The 22537-nt window shown below is 42.6% G+C and carries 18 protein-coding genes and 1 pseudogene; 5 read left to right on the top strand and 14 right to left on the bottom strand.

Annotated elements, in window-relative coordinates; translation table 11 throughout:
- A pseudogene (locus CEX98_RS05380) lies at positions 1 to 509 on the top strand (transposase); the annotation flags it as partial.
- A gap of 355 nt (positions 510 to 864) precedes the next feature.
- Here the strand turns inward: CEX98_RS05380 and CEX98_RS05375 are convergent.
- The 7 genes from CEX98_RS05375 to CEX98_RS05345 all read right to left on the bottom strand — a co-directional run bounded on the left by CEX98_RS05375 (position 865) and on the right by CEX98_RS05345 (position 12790).
- Positions 865 to 2268: an aldehyde dehydrogenase family protein gene (locus CEX98_RS05375; RefSeq protein ID WP_099641083.1), complete on the bottom strand. Its 1404-nt coding sequence runs from the start codon at positions 2266 to 2268 to the stop codon at positions 865 to 867.
- Positions 2269 to 2434: 166 nt separating this feature from the next.
- Positions 2435 to 3883 carry an SLC13 family permease gene (locus CEX98_RS05370; protein WP_099641082.1) on the bottom strand — a complete coding sequence of 483 codons (1449 nt, stop codon included), beginning with the start codon at positions 3881 to 3883 and terminating at the stop codon, positions 2435 to 2437.
- Between the two features lie 12 nt (positions 3884 to 3895).
- Positions 3896 to 4846: a porin gene (locus CEX98_RS05365; RefSeq protein ID WP_099641081.1), complete on the bottom strand. Its 951-nt coding sequence runs from the start codon at positions 4844 to 4846 to the stop codon at positions 3896 to 3898.
- 160 nt (positions 4847 to 5006) lie between these two features.
- Complete coding sequence (locus tag CEX98_RS05360) at positions 5007 to 6362, bottom strand: sigma-54-dependent transcriptional regulator (RefSeq protein ID WP_099641080.1); 1356 nt, start codon at positions 6360 to 6362, stop codon at positions 5007 to 5009.
- A complete protein-coding gene (locus CEX98_RS05355) occupies positions 6355 to 8076 on the bottom strand; it encodes a sensor histidine kinase (protein WP_099641079.1) in 1722 nt (573 codons plus the stop codon). The genes CEX98_RS05360 and CEX98_RS05355 overlap by 8 nt, the downstream gene beginning before the upstream one ends.
- Before the next feature lie 329 nt (positions 8077 to 8405).
- The gene (locus tag CEX98_RS05350) at positions 8406 to 10235 is read right to left on the bottom strand and encodes a M28 family metallopeptidase (protein WP_099641078.1); all 1830 of its coding nucleotides are present in this window, start codon (positions 10233 to 10235) and stop codon (positions 8406 to 8408) included.
- 377 nt (positions 10236 to 10612) lie between these two features.
- Entirely contained in the window at positions 10613 to 12790 is a 2178-nt protein-coding gene (locus CEX98_RS05345) for a M4 family metallopeptidase (protein WP_099641077.1), read from the bottom strand.
- A 535-nt stretch (positions 12791 to 13325) separates the two neighbouring features.
- Here CEX98_RS05345 and CEX98_RS05340 point away from each other — a divergent pair.
- Together CEX98_RS05340 and CEX98_RS05335 are read left to right on the top strand one after the other, a co-directional pair.
- Entirely contained in the window at positions 13326 to 13856 is a 531-nt protein-coding gene (locus CEX98_RS05340) for a hypothetical protein (RefSeq protein ID WP_099641076.1), read from the top strand.
- 13 nt (positions 13857 to 13869) lie between these two features.
- The gene (locus CEX98_RS05335) at positions 13870 to 14304 is read left to right on the top strand and encodes a hemerythrin domain-containing protein (protein ID WP_099641075.1); all 435 of its coding nucleotides are present in this window, start codon (positions 13870 to 13872) and stop codon (positions 14302 to 14304) included.
- A gap of 127 nt (positions 14305 to 14431) precedes the next feature.
- Here the strand turns inward: CEX98_RS05335 and CEX98_RS05330 are convergent, their stop codons facing one another.
- The 7 genes from CEX98_RS05330 to CEX98_RS05300 form a co-directional block, all read right to left on the bottom strand.
- A complete protein-coding gene (locus CEX98_RS05330) occupies positions 14432 to 15175 on the bottom strand; it encodes a sulfite exporter TauE/SafE family protein (RefSeq protein WP_099641074.1) in 744 nt (247 codons plus the stop codon).
- Between the two features lie 68 nt (positions 15176 to 15243).
- On the bottom strand, positions 15244 to 16140 hold the full coding sequence (locus CEX98_RS05325) for a LysR family transcriptional regulator (RefSeq protein WP_099641089.1): 897 nt from the start codon (positions 16138 to 16140) through the stop codon (positions 15244 to 15246).
- Between the two features lie 105 nt (positions 16141 to 16245).
- Positions 16246 to 16674 (bottom strand): GNAT family N-acetyltransferase, encoded by a 429-nt coding sequence (locus CEX98_RS05320; protein ID WP_099641073.1) that lies wholly within the window; start codon positions 16672 to 16674, stop codon positions 16246 to 16248.
- 278 nt (positions 16675 to 16952) lie between these two features.
- Entirely contained in the window at positions 16953 to 19037 is a 2085-nt protein-coding gene (gene feoB, locus CEX98_RS05315) for a ferrous iron transport protein B (RefSeq protein ID WP_099641072.1), read from the bottom strand.
- A gap of 16 nt (positions 19038 to 19053) precedes the next feature.
- Positions 19054 to 19281 carry a FeoA family protein gene (locus tag CEX98_RS05310; protein ID WP_099641071.1) on the bottom strand — a complete coding sequence of 76 codons (228 nt, stop codon included), beginning with the start codon at positions 19279 to 19281 and terminating at the stop codon, positions 19054 to 19056.
- 283 nt (positions 19282 to 19564) lie between these two features.
- Positions 19565 to 19936: a hypothetical protein gene (locus tag CEX98_RS05305; RefSeq protein WP_099641070.1), complete on the bottom strand. Its 372-nt coding sequence runs from the start codon at positions 19934 to 19936 to the stop codon at positions 19565 to 19567.
- A 38-nt stretch (positions 19937 to 19974) separates the two neighbouring features.
- A complete protein-coding gene (locus tag CEX98_RS05300; RefSeq protein ID WP_099641069.1) occupies positions 19975 to 20343 on the bottom strand; it encodes a hypothetical protein in 369 nt (122 codons plus the stop codon).
- A gap of 395 nt (positions 20344 to 20738) precedes the next feature.
- On the opposite strand from CEX98_RS05300, the gene CEX98_RS05295 reads away from it, so the two are divergent.
- Together CEX98_RS05295 and CEX98_RS05290 are read left to right on the top strand one after the other, a co-directional pair.
- Complete coding sequence (locus CEX98_RS05295) at positions 20739 to 21590, top strand: EamA family transporter (protein WP_099641068.1); 852 nt, start codon at positions 20739 to 20741, stop codon at positions 21588 to 21590.
- Positions 21587 to 22528 (top strand): bile acid:sodium symporter family protein, encoded by a 942-nt coding sequence (locus CEX98_RS05290; RefSeq protein ID WP_099641067.1) that lies wholly within the window; start codon positions 21587 to 21589, stop codon positions 22526 to 22528. Before CEX98_RS05295 ends, CEX98_RS05290 begins: the two co-directional genes overlap by 4 nt.
- Positions 22529 to 22537: the final 9 nt, after the last annotated feature.

Here is a 22537-nt window from a genome sequence, read left to right as displayed (position 1 = left end):
ATGGCTGTACAGGTCGCTTTTGGGAGGGTAGATTCAAATCTCAAGCACTGCTTGATGAAGCAGCTCTGGCCGCCTGCCTTGCCTATGTAGACTTAAACCCCATTCGAGCCAAAGTTGCTACAACACCAGAAAATTCAGACTACACCAGCATCAAAAAGCGTATCGATTATGCCAAACTCGGCCAGCAACCCAAGTCTCTACTATGCTTTGCTGGCGACCCACAAAAAGATATGCCAAAAGGACTCCCCTTTGAACTCACCTATTATATTGAACTTGTTGAACTCACAGGCCGATGTATTCGTGCCGACAAGCCGGGGTATATTGACGACATGCAACCTATCCTTACTCGATTAAATATAGAACCCGAGAACTGGTTCAAACTTTCCACACAGTTTTCACGGGTATTTCACGGCGCGGTGGGTAAGAAACGCGCTATCACCGTTCATTGTAAAACACTTAAAAAGCGCCGACGTACCAACCTAACCAACTGCGAACGCTTGCTGGGTTAAATAGACTCACATTCATAACTTCCCTACTCCTGACTATGTGATCTCAGGAGTTCTCCTGTGCGTGATAATAATTTTTATATTTAAAAACAATTAATTGTCACAAATCAACTGGCATCTAAAAGTCTTACCCGCTAAAAAGCGCTAGAGATTAGCCCCTGTTAAGCGACTTCTCACATAAATACCTAAAATAGCAGTGGGTGTCAGAGAACTGGTGCATCAGAGAACTGGTGCACTTATTATCTAAATAACAGCGGGTGTCAGCGAACTGTAGTGGGTGTCAGCGAACTGAAAAAATGAGAAGCAAACAGGCCACTTTGCCTGAGGGTTTTTATCTAACACCAAAATTCTTTTTATACTATTTTTTTCTTAAAAATAGCCATTCTAAAGGTTTTGTTAGCAGCTTAGAATGAGTGAGCAACATTTTGTTGCGCCATTTAGTATTGCGAGATTGTAAGACTGGTTTTTTATGACTAAAAGTATAAAAGCCCTCTTCACCATGATACTGCCCCATGCCAGAGTGCCCTAATCCACCAAAGGGTAACGACTCTACAGCAACGTGAACTATCGTTTCATTAATAGCAAGCGTGCCTGTTGCGAGTTCTCTAGCGGCTTTATTAATCGCTGATTCCGATTGCGTAAATAGGTAGCTTGCCAATGGCGTAGTATCTTCTCTGATGAATGCTATCGCTTCGTGGAGGCTCGCGACTTTTAGAATAGGTAACACAGTACCAAAGAGCTCTTCTTGCATCACCTGCATTGTTTTATCAACGTGGGTGATGAGATGAAGCGGTAGTTGCCGATTGTCTTTAATTGGCTCAGCTTGCCACACTTGTGCCCCTTTTTCTTTAGCATCCTCAATAATATGGCGAAGTCGCTGATGCTGAGTGTCATTGATGATTGCGGTTTGGTTGTTGAGACCAACTTTGGGTTTATATACGTTCTCATAACCCTTTTTAAGTGCAGAGATAAGAGCATCATATTGCGATTCGTGAACTAAAACATAATCTGGCGCCACGCAGATCTGCCCTGAGTTAGACAGTTTGCCCATTAATATACTCATCGCGGCGGCATCAACATCAGTATCTTCTAGAACAATGACCGGCGACTTTCCTCCTAACTCTAAGGTAACAGGTGTTAAGTTTTGAGCTGCTGCGGCCATCACTTTTTTACCCACAGCTGTGGATCCGGTAAATAGCAAATGATCAAATGGCTGCTGCGTAAACGTTGACGCGATTTCCGGTCCACCTTCTATAACGCTTACCTCATCTTCAAGCCCTTTAAAAAGACTACGGATCACTTGGTTCACTTGGGGTGTAAACTCGCTCAGTTTGAGCATTACTTTATTACCAGCAGCAAGCGCAGTAATAACAGGTACAACCGCAAGCTGAATGGGATAATTCCACGGTGCAATCACTCCCACCACCCCTTTGGGCACTACTTCAACTCTAGCCGTCGAAGGCAACCACTGAGCTCCAGCAAAACGACGCTGAGTTCGGCTCCATTTATGTATGTGCTTACTGATGTAATCAATTGAATTTATACAAGGCATGATATCTGCAATCACAGTATCGAAACGGCTCCGCCCACCAAAGTCCTTATCAGCCGCTATAACGAATTGGTCTTGTAGCTGCAGCAATTTTGTTTTTATTTCGCTCAGTAGACGCAATCGTTTATCAATTGCTGGGGACGGCATTTGATTAAATTGACTTTTCAACTGAGTAAACGTAGCTATTAAGGTACTTTTATTATCTTCAATCATAGTAAGGTCCCGCTAAGTTCTCATCCGAATATAGCAAGGAAAAAACACTGGGTCTATCCACCCTCTGTGAAGATAGTACCAGTATAATATCAGATCCTACTTTGGAGACAGGCTGCGTATGACCGAGTTGCCTTTCGATGGACACAGCCTGTGGAGAATGGCAACCTTAAAACCCTAGTATGCTGCTAGCCAAAGTCAAGGTAACAACTGTAATTAAACCTATCGCTACCAAATTCAATACAAACCCTGCGCGGACCATATCTTTTATTTTAATTTCACCAGAACCAAAAACAATGGCATTCGGCGGTGTTGCAACAGGCATCATAAACGCGCAACTCGCAGCTATCGCTGCTGGAATGACCCATACGAGCGGAGAACCTGTGATCGACTCTGCAACTGGGCCAAGTAAAGGCAAAAACCCTGCCGCGGTTGCCGTATTACTGGTAATTTCTGTCAAGAATGTGATTAATGCAGCAACTACCAAGACACCCATTACTAATCCCATCGCATCGGCACCTGCCAGTAAATTAGCAATGTAATCAGCAAGACCAGATGACTTTATCTGCGCGGCCAGCGACAAACCGCCACCAAAAAGCAGTAAAATCCCCCAAGGCACTTTGGCAGCGCTTTCCCAGTCAAGAATCCGCTCATCGCTATTGGCTTTTGCCGGTAATACGAATAATAACAATGCAGCCGCAATAGCAATCCCAGTGTCTGACAATTTAAGACCTGTAAAATCGCCAATAAGCGGCCTAAAAATCCAGCATAATGCTGCTAACACAAACACTGCAAAAACGCCCTTTTCCGCTCGAGACATGTCACCTAGAGAATCTAATTGGCGAGTAAATAATGACTTGGTGTCAACGTTTATTTCTTCTTTGTCTACTTTATACGTCACTTTGGTTAACCAAAACCAAGCAAAGGCTAGCATAACAAATGACAGGGGAACTCCAATCATCATCCATGTAGCAAAGCCAATTTCTATTTGATAGCTATCCGACAAATAAGCTGCCATTAACGCATTGGGCGGCGTACCAATTAAGGTTGCGATCCCACCTATACTCGCGCCGTACGCAATAGAGAGCAACAGCGCTTTGGCAAAACTCTGGCTGTCTCCACCTTGCTCTTTCACCAAGTGGATAACCGACAAAGCGATAGGTAACATCATCACCGCCGTTGCAGTATTAGACATCCACATAGATAAAAATGCAGTGACAGCCATCATAGCTAAGATCTGAATACTAGGTTTAGTACCTGCAAACAACATAGTATTTAGCGCAATACGCTTATGTAACCCCCACCTTTCCATTGCGATGGAAAGCAAGAAGCCTCCCAAGAACAAGTAAATTAAAGGATGAGCAAAAGGTGCTGCTACGGCTTTGATTGAGGCTATTCCAACTAAAGGTGAAATAACCAGAGGCAATAAAGATGCAGCCGGAATTGGTACAGCTTCTGTTATCCACCAAGAGGCTAGCCAAAACGCTAAGCCAGCTGTGCGCCATGCCTCAATAGACATACCAGTGGGTGGCTCTATAAAACACACTAATAGCATCACCAAGGGGCCAAGCCACAAGAACAGCTGTGTTGTTATCGTTTTTTTATTTTCTTCTGTCATGGTTTTGTACCTTTAAAACTTGTATTTCAAGCCCACAGCAATGCTTGTGTCATCTTGGGTGTCTAAATTAAGCCGAGTTGCCAATACATACAAATTAGTTTGCTTGTCAAAAACATAGTCTGTGCCAAGCGTCCACTGAGTCGCATCTTCGCTATGACGCAAGCCACTACTATCTTTGGCAAACTGCACCTTTGGTCGCCAATTGTCATCTAGCTGATAGCTCACACTCAGCACATAGCCATTACCCGACTTATCTTTAGTTAAATTTTCGCTATCTTGGATGATGGCACCGAGTTGTAATTTTTGCCACTTATACGCAGCGGCAATGCGAGTAGCAACTAGGTTGCCTATACTGTCTGTGTGGCTTACTGCAACATAGTAGCTTTTATTTTTTAATGCTCGGTCACCATAAATAGCAGTTGCGGCAAACCCAGCTTTATCATTGCTAGCATCATCTTTTGGGGTATAAGTGAGAGAGAATGAAAAGTCATGCCAATTTGGAGAAGAGTAAGTAATAGAGTCACCCACTCGGTCCTGCCCAGCTAGTACTTGCGCAATATCACTTTGGGTTTCGTTAAACTGATCTATTTTTCCTTCGCTGAATTTAAAGCGAGTATCATTACGACCAACCAACACAGTTCCAAATTTACCTGCAAGGCCAAGATATGTGTTGCGTGCGCTGAAAGGTTCTGTGGTGTCATCATGTTCAAACCCTTTGACTTGCACCTCATACTTGTAAACAAGTTTTAAGTTACTGGCCAATCCATGAGAGCCTTTAACACCTATTCTTGAAAACGGTGCATCAATTTGTGTTCCTTCTTTGGTATAGCGCATAACGCCTTTGTCGGTGTTTGCAATTTGAACTTCCGCTTTACCATAAACACTGTAGTCAGCGGCCATAGCTGTTGCTGATGTTAGAGCAAAGGTCACTGCCGTTGCTACTAGGGATTTACTTGCTGTCATTAGTTGTCTCATTTTTGATTATTGTTGCTCTAAACAACGCAATTCTGAGACCAAGGTTAATTTTGTTATAAGAATCAGATAACTATATATAATCCCTAGGTTAACCATGAAAGAAATGTGCGGATTATCACACACTCCGCTTAGCTAATTGTCACCAAGTTCACCCATCATCTTTGGTAAACATGGTGCGACTCAAACCATATTTACTCATTTTGTCGTAAAGTGTTTTCCTAGGCACTTTTAGTATGCTCATTGCATCTTTAATGCTACCTTGACTTTGCGCCAGTGCTTCCTCAATTAAAGACTGCTCGTAGTAACTTACCTTTTCTGCAAGGCTTAAGGTGTCGTCCGATAAACCACTTGTCATCGGATCAGTGCCCATCGTACCTGCAAGTAGAATATGACGCTCAGCATGATTTCTAAGCTCCCGTACATTACCCGGCCACTCTTGAGCCAACAACTGAGCCTCTAATTCTGGATTGAGTGGCTGCATGGGTTTGTGAAAACGCGTCGCAGCTATTGAACTAAAATGCTTATAAAGCAGCGGTATATCCGCTTTTCTAGCGCGTAAAGGCGGGATCATCACTTTCATGAGATTGAGTCGATAGAATAAATCGGAGCGAAATTTGCCTTGTTCAACTAGTCCCTGCAAATCCACCTTAGTCGCCGCAATCACTCTAATATCCAATGCAATCGCAGTATTACTCCCCACGGGAGTCACACTTCGCTCTTCTAATACTCTTAAAAGCTTAACTTGAAGCGCAGCTGACATCGCTTCTATTTCGTCTAAGAAAACAGTGCCACCTTGTGCAAAAGAAAACTTTCCTTCACGAGACTCTTTCGCACCAGTATAAGCCCCGCTTTTAGCGCCAAATAGCTCACTTTCAATTAGCTCTTCTGGGATTGCACCACAATTAATTGCCACAAAGTTGTGCTTTGAGCGTTCGCTGTGATCATGTAAATATCGAGCAACCAGCTCTTTTCCTGTGCCAGTTTCTCCTTCAATTAGCACATCCGCAGGCGTATCAATAATGGCATCAAGCAAATTCAACATATGTTGCATTTGCTTCGTTTCACCTAGGATCCGAACCCCTGGCGCCGATTTCTTCTTAACCTGTGCCTTGAGGGCTCGGTTTTCCATAACTAATCGACGCTTGTCTAGTGCTCGCTCTATGCAATCTAACAGTGGTTCAGATACCGGTTTTTCAAAAAAGTCATAAGCGCCTTTTTGGATGGCCTTAACAGCGATTTCTACATCTGCAAACCCAGTAAGGAAAACCACTGGCAACTCAGAGTCAAACTGCATGACTTGTTCAAGAAACTCAATGCCATTAATCTCTGGCATGTTGATGTCACACAAAACCACTCCACCAAATTGTCGAGTTAGCTTTTTCAGTGCAGGTCCAGCACTGGCGAAGCACTGAACAGCATACCCTTCAATTTCAAAAAGTTGCTTTAGCGCGTCACGAATACTTTGTTCATCGTCGATGATAAATAGGGTTTTCTCTTCAGTCATGGTGTGGATTCTTCGTATGTAAACTTATTAAAAATTCCGCCCCACCCTGCGGGTGGTTGTGCGCACTGAGGTTACCTTGAAACGATTCAATAATTTGCTTTGAGATAGATAAGCCAAGTCCCAATCCATTGCCTGATTTTGTCGTATAGAAAGGCTCAAATATGGTCGATAAAGCATGCTGTTTGATCCCTTCACCAGAGTCGATAATAGATAACTGGATCTTAACTTCATGGTTTACCGCACAGATCTCTATTCTTTTGTCATCTTGCGCTACCATCGCCTGACAGGCATTGCTGATTATATTTACCAAAACCTGTTCAAATTTAAAGGGGTCAACCCACACTTTACACTCGAGTCCATGACAGGTAACCACCACGCCATAGCGCTTTAGCTCGGGACCGACGATTACCAAGGCGTTATCTACAGAGTGTTGCAGGTTAGCTATCAGCATTTTATTTTGATGATGTTGGCTAAAGGACTTGAGTTGTGCCACGATTTTATGGACTCGGGCTATCAATGATTGAATGAGCAGCATATTCTCAACCACCTTGCCTGACTCTCCTTTTTGAGCCAGTCGTTTAGCACTAGCAACATAAGCGCTCATTGCACTCAATGGCTGGTTTATTTCATGATTTATGCTGGCACTAAGCTGGCCTATGGTGGCTAGTTTAGCAGCTCGTATTAAGGCGTCTTGCGCCTGCTCGAGCTCTTGTCTGCGGCAAGCGACCTCTACTTCCAAGCTTCGTTGGCTATACAAAAGTTGTCGATACCCAGTCAGTTTGCTTAAGGTATATTCAACAATAAAGAAAATAATAATCAGTATCAGAGCGGTCACACCTAGCCGAGACCATTGTGCAGCTTTTATCGGTGCGACTTCATGCAAAAGATAGAGAGTATATTGCTGATTGAGAGGCAACTGCTGCATCAGCGCTTCACTGCTATGTGTAGAAATTTTAACCCGCTGTGGTGACAATAATTGCCACTCAATAGACAGCAAGGGCGCATTTTCAAATTGCCTTGAGGCAATAATAGCTTTGCGTTTTGATGCAGCAAGCTGACCCAGCGAGGCTAAGCGCCACTGCTCTACATCAGACGCCAATACAATATGGTTATTGTCTACAATCAAAAAGTGGCTGTGCATTCCAGTGTCTAACTGTGCCTTGTCCGACTCAAATTTGCTAGCATTCACTTTCATGACCACCACGCCTACCAGCCTATCATTTTTGTATACTGATTTGGCAAAGTAAAACCCACGGGTTTTGGAGCGCAATCCAAGTGCAAATGAAACATGCTCATTGCCTTTGAGGGTCTCATAAAAGTATGGACGAAACGCAAAGTTATTACCTTTATAGCTATGGGGCTGATCCCAGTTACTACTCGCAATAACAGTACCCTGTAGGTTGAGCAAGTAAACATCAGAGGCACCACTGGAAATTTGGATGTCCTGTAGATATCGGTCGAGCTCTGTTGCTGTCACAGAGTCCATGGATTGTAAACCTGATTGCACCAAAGTGCTGAGGCTCAGCTGGGTTTGAATAGCCTGATACCGGCTAAATTCAGTTTGGATGTAATCATTTAGCTTACGCAAATTGTGTTGCGTTTGCGCCAAGATCCGTTGTTCATCTTGATTGACATTGAACAAATAGCTTGCCCACAACCCACAAAACAATAAAAAGAGATAAATTAATATCTTAACTGAGAACTTATGCGACACTGACAACTCCTAGATGAACTTAATGAGTCTATCAGAAGCGCAATACCAAATGAATTAATTATCTGAATAATCCGAGGCTTGGTGAGGAATAAGCTAACGCTTTGGTTTTAAAATCATATTAGATTATTTCCTTATCCAGCCAGAACGTTTCGAGAATAACTTCGCTCCTGCATCCTGCTCTCTCTAAGATACGCAAATCCTCCTATGTAAGCTGGCTATGGGAAGTGAATTCGACGCAGTTAGCGCTAAACTGGCTGCTAGAAAGGCATAAATATCAGAACCTCAGCTTGAATCGGTAAGGGCACCTCAAGTTGAGGGCCCTTTGTGAACTAGTTTGCAGAGATGCTTAAGGTCACATTGTTTGCGGCTTGATACCCTTGTAAACCAATGTGCCAAGTTCCCGCTTTCGGGTTTGAAATGGTACAAACCTCATTGTTCCCATTTTTGTATGGCCGACATTGATAAGTACCAGTATTCGGTTGACTACCAAAGTTTACATACAGATCAGCATCACCAGTTCCTCCAGAAGTACTGATGCTTAACGTTTGATAACCCTGAGCTAATTCTTGACTGAAGTATTGCCATTGACCGCTTGCCACCGAAATACTTTCTACGGTTCTGTTAATAGGCGTATTCCCGCCCGATGCATCGTACTGACCGGTGAGGCTCACCCCCGATATCGCATTCCACGCCTCGACCATTACATGGTAAGTACCGCTTTGTATCGACGTAATATTACACTGCTCCTCGCTTGAAGAATTGGTGCTCTTGCAGTCAAATGTGTTTAAGCTTGGCTTTGCGCCATAACGTACATAGAGATCTGCGTCCCCCGTTCCTCCCGAGGTCGTAAAGCTTAGATTGGATGCGCCTTGTGGTACTTCCATGGTGAAGAACTGCTGACTTTTCGACGCTCCTGATATACCTGTTTTAGCTACTCCGTTTTTGAGCTCATTATCAGGCTGTGGCGGTGGCGCATCACCGGCATTTTTACCAAGCTCTGCGACAAAAGCCAACGCCAACTTAGCAAACTTTTGTGCATGTGCTGCATCAAACTCTGTGTCATTGGCGGTATGGATTTTCCTATTGATATCAGCCATTCTTGACTCAAATGGCATGGATGCAGGAAACCCTTGCTGATACCAAGATGCGTGATCTGAACAGCCATAGCCACACTGATCATAAGCATAAGTGATAGTGGGTAGATAAGTATCAATGAGTTGACCTAAAAATTGGTTTTGCGGACTGTTGGTGTAGTCTGTCATCATTACAATATCAGCGCTGCTGCCATTACGACCAGTCATATCAAACTGGGTCATCCCCACCACATTCTTATTTTGCGAGCTATATGCCTGTGCAATGGCTTTAGAGCCACGTAAACCGACCTCTTCCGCTGCAAATCCCATAATCTGTATGGTACGTTGTGGTTTGTAGTCATCCTCAACAATTGCACTCAATGCCTCTGTCAGCACAGCGATCCCTGATGCGTTATCATCGGCACCGGGGGCAAGGCCGCTCGTGTTAGATTGATTAATGGAGTCTAGGTGACCCCCTATCACTACAATTTCATCACTCAATTCGCTGCCAGGGATTGTCACAATGACCGATGATTGTGCCCAACTGTGGGAGAAATATTCAACACTGATATCTGCGCGACTTGCGGCAATATCGCTCCATTTTTGCTTCACCCAAGCCGCCGCATCTATACCAGTTTGTGAGGTATAATAGCGATTATAAAAACTAGTCAACGAGTTAACGCTGCTGTCTAAATCAACCGTACTGACTTTAGATATTAAGCTATTCACTCTGGTAGGGTTATCGATACTGTAACTTACCAATGCCGCGTTGGGATTAATCGTTTCTAATTGCGTTAGATAAGTTTGTGCTTGTGCTAACGAATTATGAGTGACAAACCCACCGCAGCGATGGTATTCATCATGCATAAACGCACTCAATTCGGCATGCAATTGCACCGGCACTTTTAAGGCCTTGAGGTCAGTGTTTGCCACTGAGCGCTGCTCAAACGTAGTACCGCGGATAGAGTTTAGCACTTGGAAGTGCTGACTCGACTTTGCATCCATGGTGATCCAAACTTCTTCTTGAGCCGATAAAGCACCAGTTAAACACGCTAAACTTAGCAATATAGGTTTAGTTAAATTCATTGTTGTATCCTCTACTCATCTGAATAAAAGACGGCTTTATACCTGTTTGCTTAATTAAACAGCCTACTTTTAAACGAGAAAAGCTTGTCGATAGCTCCACTACCCTATACTGCTAACGCCACAATATCTGCATCCCTGTCAAAACGGATAGAATTTTTTATTTAGTTGTTCTAAATGAAAAATTAAATGTAGTGAGCACCAAGTTTACTCTCTCAAATTAGCCGTGGATTAAGTCAAAATAGTATGATTTGCCAAGCATAATGAGTAATCATTCAAATGAGTTCATATGTTAACAACCAAGCTAGTAACACTAATTTGCTTGGGTTAACGGGTTAGCCATTAAAAAAGGGAGCTTGCGCTCCCTTTAGAGATATTGCTTAGTTAGCTTTGATATTGAGCGTTACACCGCTTGCTGCACTGTAGCCGCGCAAATCAATATGCCAAGTACCTTGTTGTGGATTTGCAATTGTACAAGTTTCATTGTTACCATTTTTAAATGGACGACACTGATAACTGCTGGTCGTTGATTGTGAACCAAAATTGACATACAGATCTGCATCGCCTGACCCACCAGAAATACTAACTTCGAGATTGCTGTAGCTGGCATTTAGATCTTGTGTAAAGCGAGCCCAACCGCCAGATGCAACACTGATATTTGACTCTGTGCGATCAATGGGTTGAGTTCCACCTGCAGAGCTGTAAGTACCAGTCAACGTTACCCCTGAGATCTGATTCCATGCTTCAACCATAACGTAGTACTTACCAGCTTGAATGTTGCTAATGTCGCAGCTTTCGTTGCTTGTAGAGGTTGTGCTATTACAATCATAGGTGTTAAGAGACGGACGAGCGCCATACTTTACATACAAGTCCGCATCGCCGCTGCCACCTGATGTGGTAAAGTTTAGGCTTGTAGCATCCGCAGGCACGTCTAACGTGAAGAACATTTGCGCTTTTGCTGCACCACTAATACCGGTGCGAGGTTCACCGTTTGTGAGCGGTTCATCGTCAACAGGAGGATCGATAACCCCACAACTACTACCAGCGCTTAAATTAGAATTGACACCAACCGCAGCTAATGCAGCTTTAACATCATTTGGCTCATAACCTAAATCACACGCGGCGTCCATCACACCATTACCAGCGAGATCCCAATCGGTGTTCGCTGTCCAATACATCTGGTTAGCTTTTGCCATAACGATAAATGCTTTTTTGGTATCCCAACCTGCTGTTGTCGCTAAGTTATAAAAAGCTTTATTGAATACGCCGGAGCTGTGATGTACATCCATACTTGAAGTATAGTTTGATTGATGATCTATAGAGCGGCCATCTTGTGTTGGATCATTCATATAACGTAATGCGCCACTGCCTTTAAAGATATCTTGGCCCACTAACCAATCGTTACTACCCTTCATATAAAACTCTGCGGCTTCACCAGCCATATCAGAGAACGCCTCATTTAAGCCACCGGATTTATAGCGATATACCAAGCCCGAATTTTGCTCTGTAAATCCATGGCTCACTTCGTGTGCTGATACATCAAGGCTCACGAGCGGGTAAAAAGTGCTACCACCGTCACCGAAGGTCATGGCACTGCCATCCCAAAATGCATTCTCATAATTACTACTGTAGTGAACGCGCATTTGTAACTGGAACGAGAGTGGTGCAGTCCCCAACCAATCGTTGTACATATTAAATACAACATTACCAAAATAGTGAGCGTCGTTTAACGGTGAATAAGCACCGTTAATTTCCTTAAAAGTATTTTCAGGACAAGTAAAGCTATGTGCTGTAGTGCCACCATTACCATGGTTAAGGTTAACAGTTTTAACGTTAGCATTGGTCATAGTACAAGTATTACCAGACTGCGCTACGTCTAAGTACCCATAGTCCGTACCATACTCATAACGACCGGTTTTTTGATTCCCACCAGGTCCAGTTGCATCTGCATGTTGTAAGTTATCGTAGCTTTGTAACACTTCCCCCGTGTTTGCATCAATAATCAAATAAGGACGTTTTGGCTCATCACCATAAGTGACGAATGTGACCTCATACACTAAACGTGCTGTTGAATCGCCATCTAACCAAACCGCAAGACGAGATTTTTGGTTATGCTTTTTAAGCTTTTTCGCTGAACTTAACGATTGCTTATCAAACTGCTGCATTGCCATCTTGGCGTTGATCTTTGGTTTTACTGAACCAATGTCAGCACCAATATTATACACGGCTGCTCCGTGCGCTTTTTTAAGAGAGCCTGCGTCATCAAAGGTCAAAATCACTGTATCACCAATGACAGGTAAACCTTGATACATTTGCTGGAACCTTTTAGTCACCTCGCCTTTTTTGCTAATAAAGCTTTTAAGCTCTTTTAACTGGCTAGCATTTTCAAGACCGATCAGCACTTCAGGCTGTGTGCTCAGCACAGTTTTAGACGCTGACTTAATCATAGTATTGATATCAGCTTGTTGATTTAAATATTGTTTTGTCGCAGCTTGCACGCTAAGCGAAGTAAACGCAATGGCACAGGCTGTCGCTAAAGTTACTGTAGATAATTTCACGAATTACACTCCTAGTATTGTTGTTTTATTGTCCTTTTCATCATTGCTTCATAAAAAGTATTAGATGAAATGTGACTGTTTTCTCCTTCAACTTCAGAAGACGCAAAAAGCAATAATGCGCTTCTCACGCCTTACTTAGACTAGGCAGCAATTCAAATAAATAAACCCCAAATTTAACATTTAAATAATAAATAATTTACCTTTATTTTTTATGCAATACTTTCATTAGGTTGTTATACATTTATAAAGAAATTTGGCTATCATTTTGAGAAAACCCCCACCAAAATGTAAATTTTATGATACAAAAAGAGTGTATATATCAATATCATGCTTTTCAAACCCTTATTTTTGCTATGTTGTATCAAAACATGAAGTATCTACCCTGTAATTTTTTCTTAGTTTGTCAAACAACCATAGTGCACAGAGGACGAAATAATTAAATTATCTTTTTATTCAATCAGTTAATAAATTCTTTTACACGGTATAGCACTTGCAGAATTCATAACAACAAGATGCATTAACACGAGGAGGAGTTATGCCAAATTTTGAGATTTTATCCTTCACTGATCATAGGGTTGGAGCCGTTTGCACAGGAAGGACTGCGGCACAAAAGCTACAAGACGCACTGCTGAATGCGCAAGTTGTTGCGCCAACTCATTTGCAGATGCTAAACCCACATGAGCATGAAGTAGAGCAAAAGCTCGAGCCGCAAAGCGAACATCGGATTGCAAAGAGTATGCTCAACTGGCATTTGTATCTAGGCAGTATGGGGGTAATTCTAGGGTTTCTAATAGCTGGCGTGCTAGTGAGCTATGGTCCTAGTTTCACGCAAGCAAACCCTTACCTCACTTTTATCGCATTGCTAAGTCCAGGCTTATTTTTAGGGTTGTTCACGTCAGGACTAATTTCGCTGCGTCCAGATAAAGACGCCTTCAATCAAGCGGTAATGAGCAAAATCGCACAGGGGAAATGGTTGATAATCGTAACCACATCAGACGAAGCGCATAGACAAAAGCTGATGTCGTTCTTTAGACACAGTCCACAGGCACAAATTATAAACGAGTAATAGAGGAAGCAAGATGGAAATTTTTACAGCAATAAAACAAGATCATGATCATCAACGCACATTGTTAAGTATGTTGGAAGATACATCTGGAGACTCTTTGGTTCGCAAAAAATATTATAACGAGTTAAAAGACGCCTTAGCAGCACACGCTATTGCAGAAGAAAGATATTTTTACGCCCCACTCATGAAAAGCGATATGACCATTGAAGACTCGCGTCATGGTATTGCAGAGCACCATGAGATTGATGAGCTTATTGAGGCACTAGACAATACACAGTTTTCTGATCCAAGCTGGCTGGTCACGCTGAAAAAGCTTAAAGACAAAGTTGAACATCATTTGGCAGATGAAGAACGGGCCTTTTTTCAAAGGGCAGGAAAGGTACTGAATAACAGTGAAAAGTCGCAACTTGCTGATGAGTACCAGCAAGAGATGCAAGCTCAACGGTAATGGATCACCCTGAGGTTTGCGTAGGCTTCTTATTCACCCTTGTCCAGCCTCAGGGCGCTAGGGGTAACTCAACTACTAAAGTCAAATTTACGCTATCGGTTCCAAAAACGCGATAAATAAGGCTAGGTTACCCCGAGTGCAAGCTGCTTAGTAACATCAACCCGAGCAGCAATAACAAGCTGTTCATCACGAATAAAAATCGCGCTTTGGGCAAGCGTTGAGCGAGATACACGCCCACTCGATTACCAATCAGAGCAACAGGCGTAAAGCAAATCGCCAGTAATATGTGCTCCCATTGTAATAGGCCGGTGACCGAGAATGTGATGAGTTTGATCACATTCATTAACGCGAAGAGTACTGCAACTGTGGCTATATAGGCCATTGGCGCCAGCTTTCTGGCATTAAAGTAAATCATTAAAGGCGGCCCACCGGCGTGGATAAGCGTTGTAGAAACCCCAGCGGCTGTAGAAGTGCCAGCAGCTAACAAAGATAAATGCGATGTATTTCCTACTAGCTTGTTAAAGACTAAGCTTTTTAATGCAAACAAGATACTCATAATGGCAATCGCAAGGGTGAGCCAATATTCATTGACTCCCTGCAAAAATACGGTGGCCAACGCAATACCAATCAGCGTTCCGGGTAACAAGCGTTTTAACTCAGTGGTGTTCCATTGTCGCCAATAGCTTTTCAAACTAAATACATCTGCAACAATCAATAATGGTAACATTAGCGCTATTGCATCTTTAGGCTCCAATACAGTCATTAATAACGGCACCGAAAAAGCGCCCAATGCCCCCGCAAAACCAGACTTTGAAATACCACTCAGTAGCACGACTAAAGTGATCGTCATCAATTGTATTGGTTCAGTCATTCCTTACCTTTTGAATTTACAATGAGTTTTAGCGAATTAAATTAGACAATACCACAGCTACCATAGTGTTAAGCCGAGCCTTCTAGCTGCATACATTGATATCTCAACTCACCAATAAATGCTCTTGCAGCGGGCCCTAACTTATCACCATCTCTAAAAATAAGATGAAGCTGTGCCTTACGCTGGCTACTTTGTGATAGCGGCAGAGGCTTTAGTAAAGCGCTATCTAGTTGAGATTGAATCGCAGAAACAGGCAACCACGCAAAGCCTAATCCTTGCGCTATCATATCTATCGAGGTAGTCATATGGCTCACAGTCCAGCGCTGATGCGCTCCAAGCCAACCTTCGTCTTTCTTTCTCGAGATTGCTGAGTCTCTGACAACGATTTGACGGTGGGACTTTAAGTCCTCGAATGTAAGGGGGCGACCAAACTGGTGAAGGGCATGCTTAGGGTTAGCAACGGCAATAAACTCGATTTGGCACAGTTCTTCACTAAAGCCTTCTGGTAAAATAACAGGGGAAATGGCGATGTCCACATCCGTATTTTGCAACAGCTCTGAAGCTCCGGTTAACACAGATTCGACCAGCTCTACGCGTAACAAAGGATACTGCGCCGAAGTGTTTTCAAGGACTTTATAAAGCAGCTGCTGAGGGAAGATTTCATCAACAGCGATACGTAACTGGCTTTCGATCCCTTCTCCCAGTGTTTGACCAACCGCTTCGACTTTCGCCGCTTCTTCAAGTAAATAATTAGCACGGCGCAACATCATCTCACCTGCTTCTGTCAATAATGTTTTCCGCCCTTCTACTTTAAATAGTTTAACACCTAAGCCTTGCTCAATTTTATGCACCGCAGTGTGAATACTCGACTGACTTTTGTGTACTTCTTTGGCGGCCTGATTAAAACCACCGTATTCAACTACCGCTCTAAACATGCGCCATTGCTCTAATGTCACTCTTAACATAATAAAGACACCCATTGTTATTATCGCCTTTATTATGTTCAGGGTAAGTAGATTTATCCAGTCTTCATTCTAAAAAACGAAATATAACCGATTAAAAACGAGCAATTAATCTTGTAAATCCGAATATATGCTAGGGTGACAGATCTGCATCAAAATACTTGGGTCAGAAACAGCTGAAAAACCAAATTTTTCGTATAAAGTATGTGCATCTAATGTAGCTAGCATAAAGCGCCGCAAACCTTGTAACTGAGGATGTTCAACTACAGCTTGCACTATCGCTTTTCCTATGCCCTTTCCCCTAGCATTTTCATCTACTATTACATCGGCAAGATAGGCAAACGTAGTAAAGTCAGTGATCACGCGACAAAAACCCTGAAACTCTCCTTTTTCGTCTAAATACATAAAGCTAAGGCTGTTTTTTATAGCTTTTTCAAGCAGTGCTTTGGGAATCTGTTTTGCCCAATAAGTATTGGAGAGTAAATTATGGATAGTATCAAGGTGACGGATAATATGGTGGGTGTCTGTTGTGATCATGGCTAATTCCGTTAACTGCTGAAGTAGGAGTTACATTAAGTCATTCTAAAAACAAAGAAAAGTGAAATTTATTAAGTCATAAATCCTTCACACGACAGACATCATTCGGTCAACAAGTCTGCGTAGTCTGCACCCTTGTAGACTCCCCTTGATTGATTTAGAGTTGTTGGCAGTGTTGACTAAGTTAACACTGCTTTTTTTCGTCTTAACGGCGCAAGATAACAATGCAATGTCTTAACAACTTGCACAAAAAACGGCACATTAAGTGCCGTTTTAGGTTAGCCCAGATTAATTTGGTACGTTGGTGGTTGATTTAACTTGTTTCCAAGCCTAGACAGACCTTTCCACCACGCAAATCCAACAAGTAACATAGCAATGATCCACAGCGACGCACTCGTTGGCGCAGTGCTCAGTTGGCTAATTTGGTATACCAAAGTGGCCATGATATAAGCGATTGATGTGGTCCAGCCAATCACAAGCCACATCCACTTGCCGCCCGACTCACGCTTTATAGCGCCTAGAACGGCTACGCAAGGCGTATAAAGTAGAATAAAGACAAGATAACTAAATGCACCAATTTGACCACTGAACTTGGCCGCCATGGCAGTCAATAGTTCGGTGCCATTTTCAGCACCGGATTCCAATTCATTCAGCCCTAAAGGATCACCTAAATTGGCAATGAGATCTTTACTGTTATCTACAATTGTCATCGCGGCTTCTTGTAACGAAGCTGTTAAAGAAAACGCACCAGCCTCCTCTCCAGCCCCTGTGTAAAGTGCGTCTAGTGTGCCCACAATCGCCTCTTTAGCAAACATCCCGGTCACAACACCAACCGTTGCCGGCCAGTTTTCTTCTTTTAAACCGATCGGTTCAAATACAGGAGTTACCACTTGAGCCACCTTCGCTAAAAGTGAGTTTTCGGTGTTTTCATTACCAAATGAGCCATCCGTGCCAATCGAGTTTAACGCACTCAACAAAATAACCACCATTACAATCGTTTTACCTGCACGTTTAATAAAACCACTTAAGCGCTGCCACGTGGTGATAAAAATATTACGCCAAATCGGCATATGATAGGCTGGCATCTCAGTGAATGATGGTAACTTTTGCGTTTTGAACACCTGCTTTCTGAATAAAAAGCCTGATCCTACAGCCACTAGAATACCGAGTAAGTATAGTCCAAATACCACATTTGCCCCGTTGGTTGGGAAAAAAGCCGCAGCAAACAATGCATAGACGGTCAGTCGCGCCCCGCAAGACATAAACGGTGCCATAATGATTGTCAGTAAGCGGTCTGACTCACGGCCCATGGTTCTTGATGCCATTACCGCAGGTACATTACAGCCAAATCCAACAATTAGAGGAACAAAGGCATTACCCGGCAAACCAATTGATGACATTAAGCGGTCAATTACAAACGCAGCACGAGATAAGTAGCCACTGTCCTCTAATATCGACAAACATAGGTACAGGACAGCGATTACAGGAATAAAGGTAGCAACCAGCTGCACCCCTGCTCCAAAGCCATCGGCAAGTAGTACACTTAACCATTGAGGCGCGCCAATATCGGCAAGGAGTATTTTCACACCATCAATTAATAGTGCGCCTACAGCGATATCGAAGAAATCGATAAATACTGCGCCAACATTCACGGCAATGGTAAACATGAGATACATCATCGCAAGGAAGATAGGCACACCTAACCAGCGATTTAACACTATTCTATCGAGTGTTTCAGTGGTGTCGGCACGTTTTGGTGTAATAGTACTCACACCATCAGCAAGCCTTTTCACTTCTTTATGGCGCACAATCGCTTTTTTAAGCGGATCAGAGTCCCTGTTTTGCGTCTGCGATACAGCTGAGGATTTAGGAAAGCGGACGATATCAGCTAACTTTTGTAACAAGACATCCAGTCCTGTGCCCTTCGCACCATGAAAAGGCACCACAGGTAAGTCTAGCTGTTCCGACAAGCGTGCCAAATCCAACGTTCGACCACGTTGTGTTGCTACATCAACCATATTTGCAACCACAAGGATAGGCTTACCTAACTCTTTTAGCTGCGAAGTTAAAACCAGATTCCGCTGTAGATTAGCGGCATCAACAATGTTAATAATAACATCAGCTTCATTTTGCTTTAGGAAGTCACACGCGATCTGTTCATCTTGACTTGGCTCGATTTGCTCCATGCTATATAGCCCTGGTAAATCTACCAATTCTGCGTTTGTGTTTTCTAAAGCAAAATAACCAAACTTTTTCTCAACTGTGACGCCGGGCCAGTTTCCTACTTTTTGTTTAGAACCTGTCAAGCGATTAAATAATGTGGTTTTCCCGCAGTTCGGGTTGCCCACTAACGCAATTTTCATACGCGAGCCCTTAATACTATAAAACTTCAATTTCAACGAACTGTGCGTCGGCCTTACGCACGCTCACAAAGGTGTCGCCAATTTTCACTTGCATCGGGCATCCAAGTGGTGCGACATTGATAACTTCTATTTGCTCGCCTGGCATGATACCAAGAGCCATTATGCGGCTAAGTAGCGCAGTATCAGGATGTGTAAGAGAAGTGATAGTCGCTACGCCATTTTTGGAGAGTTTGTCTAATGTCATTGAGTATGAGAACAATTTGCAATAAAAGTTAGGCGCATCATACCTTATTGCTAGTTTGCTTTAAACTAGATTGCGATAATAATCTAATATTTGCCGTTATTTAAGGTACTTACTGGTTGTGAAGAGCTCTACATTAATTACAGAAGAATTGGTGTTAAGAGGGGAGTACACACTGTTTCACAAGAATTTTATTTTGGACATTATCAGGTTTTACAAAACCATTGTCGAATAACCTTGTAGCGGGAAATCATTATTTCCCGCTATGTTTACTTTTCACCGATTTTTAAAAACCAGTTTCATAATCAATATGAGCAGAGTTGGTCGTCTCATACGTGCCATCAGTGTACAGGATGGTTGCAGTTGCATTATACTGGCGGTAAGCACGGATAGTCATGTTACATGTCGTGCCACTTGAACAGCTAGCATCACCGTTCCAGATCACTTTACTAATTGGCTTTGATACGTTAGCGATATAAAACTTTCCTGAAGTCGAGTTACCAAAAGAAAAGTCAATCCCAGAGCAGTGGCTGGTGTTATTACCCCATACATTACCGCCTGATTTAACATTCAAAGAACACTTTAGATCAGCAGCTTGTGAACTAAAAGAAAGTCCACCTAATAAAGCTAAAGCCGAAGCAATAATTACATTTTTCATTATTATTTCCTTTAATTTAAAATTAGTAACTTGAGTTATTAATGACCAGTCTCATAAGAGATACGTGATACGTTAGTTTCCTCGTAAGTACCGTCTTTGTACAAAATCGTCGCGGTTGCTGTGTGTGTTTGGTATGCATAAACAGTTAACGCGCATTCCACGCCACCTGAGCAATTTGCATCTCCATTCCAGATCACTTTATTGATTGGTTTAGTGATGTTCGCCAAATAAAACTTACCTGAAGTCGAGTTTCCAAACGAGAAATCCATACCAAAGCAAGTTTGCTCGTTCCCAATCACATTCCCGCCTCTTTTCACTTGTATATCACAATGTAATTCTGTGGCGCTTACAGAACCGGCACCAAGTAGAGCAACTGCAGCGAGTGATTTAATCATTTTATGTTTCATTTCACTTTCCTTATACTTATTATGTTAACAATCAAGAAACCTTGATTACATATAAAATTACATAAAACCGAATAAAAACTCAACACTTTTAACCAATATAAAATAAAAAATTCACAAAAAGTTATCTTGGAATAGACAACAAAGGCCCATCAAGTGGGAAAAACATACTGAGAAGTTAAGGTGTGAAATGCACAAAAAAAGGCCGCAGCGGCGGCCAAACACATCATGGATAAAACAAAGAAGGGATGTAAGTGTGAATACGCAAATCATTTTATGCGAACAACCATAAATTAAAAGCATATTATAAAGATTAATTCCATCGCTTTTTTCGAACTTTCAGTTTTCTCCACTGCTCGTGATACAATCTTGGGATTAAAAATTACATTTAATTGTCTATGCCATTACTTTGGATTGTTACCTTACTTTGGGCTTTCTCGTTTTCTCTTATCGGTGTCTATCTCGCCGGAGAAGTTGACGCTTGGTTTAGCGCCCTTTCCAGAACCCTGCTTGCGGCTATTGTATTCATTCCCTTTTTGAAATTGAGCTCGGTAAACAAAGCATTGATAGTCAAACTAATGGCAATAGGTGCTGTACAAATTGGCCTGATGTATGCCTTTTATTACCATTCTTTTTTATACCTTAGCGTACCTGAAGTGTTGCTATTCACTGTGATGACACCCATCTATATTACTGCACTCAATGACTTACTAAATCGCTCATTTAATGTCACCTTTTTGCTGTCTGCACTCTTTGCTATTGTTGGTGCAATCACTATCAGGTTTACTGAGCTTACCAGCGACTACCTTTTTGGCTTACTGCTGGTACAAGGCGCAAACCTTTGCTTTGCCATAGGTCAAGTAAGTTACAAACGCTTAAGTAACCAGTACCAGCTGGTACACCATCAAAGCTTCGGTTTCTTCTTTATTGGTGCATCCTTAGTGCTCGCTATCGGCTTTTTGCTATTTGGGAACTCACAGCAACTCCCAAGTACAAATCTACAATGGGGAATACTGATTTATTTGGGCTTGATTGCTTCAGGCGTCGGGTATTATGTCTGGAACTTAGGACTGACCCGTGTGTCGGTGGGTGAACTTGCGGTAATGAACAATGTATTGATCCCAGCTGGGATCATTGTCAATTTGCTGATTTGGAACCGAGAAGCTGACCTCGTTCGCCTTGGGATTGGCAGTACCATTATTTTTGCGGCCCTTCTTTACAGCAAACTCGGAACGAGGGGCGTTAAATGAGTAAAATAGTTCAGCTTTTTCCACTTTGGGCCATTATTTGCTCAGTAATCGCCTACCTTTTTCCACCTCTATTTAGCGCGTTTAAAAGCGCCATTATTCCGTTATTAATGTTGATCATGCTGACAATGGGTTTAACCCTCACTACAAAAGACTTTTTACGCGTGCTCGACAACAAAAAAGCCATTTGCGTTAGTGTGCTGCTTCAATTTACTGTGATGCCGAGTGTTGCCTACTTGATTGCAACTGCAATGAATTTAGAAACTGATCTATTAATTGGTATGATTTTAGTGGGCACGGTTGCTGGTGGCACGGCAAGCAACGTATTGTGTTACCTCGCCAAAGGAGATGTCGCACTGTCGATTTCAATGACCGCGATTAGCACCCTACTCGGTGTACTCCTCACGCCTTCACTTACTACATTGATGATTGGCCAAGTAGTCGCTATTCAATTTTCTGATATGTTGATGAGCCTGCTAAAAATTGTGTTACTTCCGGTGGCTATCGGTGTTGCTTTCAATACCTTTTTAGCAAAGCCACTAAAGCATTCTTTTATCAAAACAACTCCGATACTGCCTTTACTTTCAATGCTTTCTATCGTTTTTATCATTGCGGTGATCGTTGCCCTTAATCAGAGCAAGCTTGAAAGTATCGGGGTCATTATGCTGGCTGCGGTGATTTTACACAATTCTACTGGACTGATTTTAGGCTATTTCATTCCAAAACGACTCGGTTTTAACGAAAAGGTATGTCGCACCATGGCTTTTGAGGTCGGTATGCAAAACTCGGGGCTTGCCGTCGCGCTTGCCATGAAGTTTTTTACTCCTACGGCGGCCGTTGCAGGCACCCTATTTTCTATTTGGCATAATGTCAGCGGCTCGATATTAGCAGGAATGTGGCGACGAAGCGCCACCAGCTCATCCGATAACAATAAAGCCTAATATCAAAGG

The organism is Pseudoalteromonas piscicida (assembly GCF_002744175.1).
Classification (GTDB): domain Bacteria; phylum Pseudomonadota; class Gammaproteobacteria; order Enterobacterales; family Alteromonadaceae; genus Pseudoalteromonas; species Pseudoalteromonas piscicida_B.
The sequence above is the reverse complement of the archived record's forward strand: the minus strand, read 5'-3'. Positions and strand labels throughout refer to the sequence as shown.

What these genes read in the sequence shown, in the direction of transcription:
- CEX98_RS05375 (WP_099641083.1), bottom strand. Translation starts at nt 2,268, where the DNA reads ATGATTGAAGATAATAAAAGTACCTTAATAGCTACGTTTACTCAGTTG.
- CEX98_RS05370 (WP_099641082.1), bottom strand. Translation starts at nt 3,883, where the DNA reads ATGACAGAAGAAAATAAAAAAACGATAACAACACAGCTGTTCTTGTGG.
- CEX98_RS05365 (WP_099641081.1), bottom strand. Translation starts at nt 4,846, where the DNA reads ATGACAGCAAGTAAATCCCTAGTAGCAACGGCAGTGACCTTTGCTCTA.
- CEX98_RS05360 (WP_099641080.1), bottom strand. Translation starts at nt 6,362, where the DNA reads ATGACTGAAGAGAAAACCCTATTTATCATCGACGATGAACAAAGTATT.
- CEX98_RS05350 (WP_099641078.1), bottom strand. Translation starts at nt 10,235, where the DNA reads ATGAATTTAACTAAACCTATATTGCTAAGTTTAGCGTGTTTAACTGGT.
- CEX98_RS05340 (WP_099641076.1), top strand. Translation starts at nt 13,326, where the DNA reads ATGCCAAATTTTGAGATTTTATCCTTCACTGATCATAGGGTTGGAGCC.
- CEX98_RS05335 (WP_099641075.1), top strand. Translation starts at nt 13,870, where the DNA reads ATGGAAATTTTTACAGCAATAAAACAAGATCATGATCATCAACGCACA.
- CEX98_RS05330 (WP_099641074.1), bottom strand. Translation starts at nt 15,175, where the DNA reads ATGACTGAACCAATACAATTGATGACGATCACTTTAGTCGTGCTACTG.
- CEX98_RS05325 (WP_099641089.1), bottom strand. Translation starts at nt 16,140, where the DNA reads ATGTTAAGAGTGACATTAGAGCAATGGCGCATGTTTAGAGCGGTAGTT.
- CEX98_RS05320 (WP_099641073.1), bottom strand. Translation starts at nt 16,674, where the DNA reads ATGATCACAACAGACACCCACCATATTATCCGTCACCTTGATACTATC.
- feoB (WP_099641072.1), bottom strand. Translation starts at nt 19,037, where the DNA reads ATGAAAATTGCGTTAGTGGGCAACCCGAACTGCGGGAAAACCACATTA.
- CEX98_RS05310 (WP_099641071.1), bottom strand. Translation starts at nt 19,281, where the DNA reads ATGACATTAGACAAACTCTCCAAAAATGGCGTAGCGACTATCACTTCT.
- CEX98_RS05305 (WP_099641070.1), bottom strand. Translation starts at nt 19,936, where the DNA reads ATGAAAAATGTAATTATTGCTTCGGCTTTAGCTTTATTAGGTGGACTT.
- CEX98_RS05300 (WP_099641069.1), bottom strand. Translation starts at nt 20,343, where the DNA reads ATGAAACATAAAATGATTAAATCACTCGCTGCAGTTGCTCTACTTGGT.
- CEX98_RS05295 (WP_099641068.1), top strand. Translation starts at nt 20,739, where the DNA reads ATGCCATTACTTTGGATTGTTACCTTACTTTGGGCTTTCTCGTTTTCT.
- CEX98_RS05290 (WP_099641067.1), top strand. Translation starts at nt 21,587, where the DNA reads ATGAGTAAAATAGTTCAGCTTTTTCCACTTTGGGCCATTATTTGCTCA.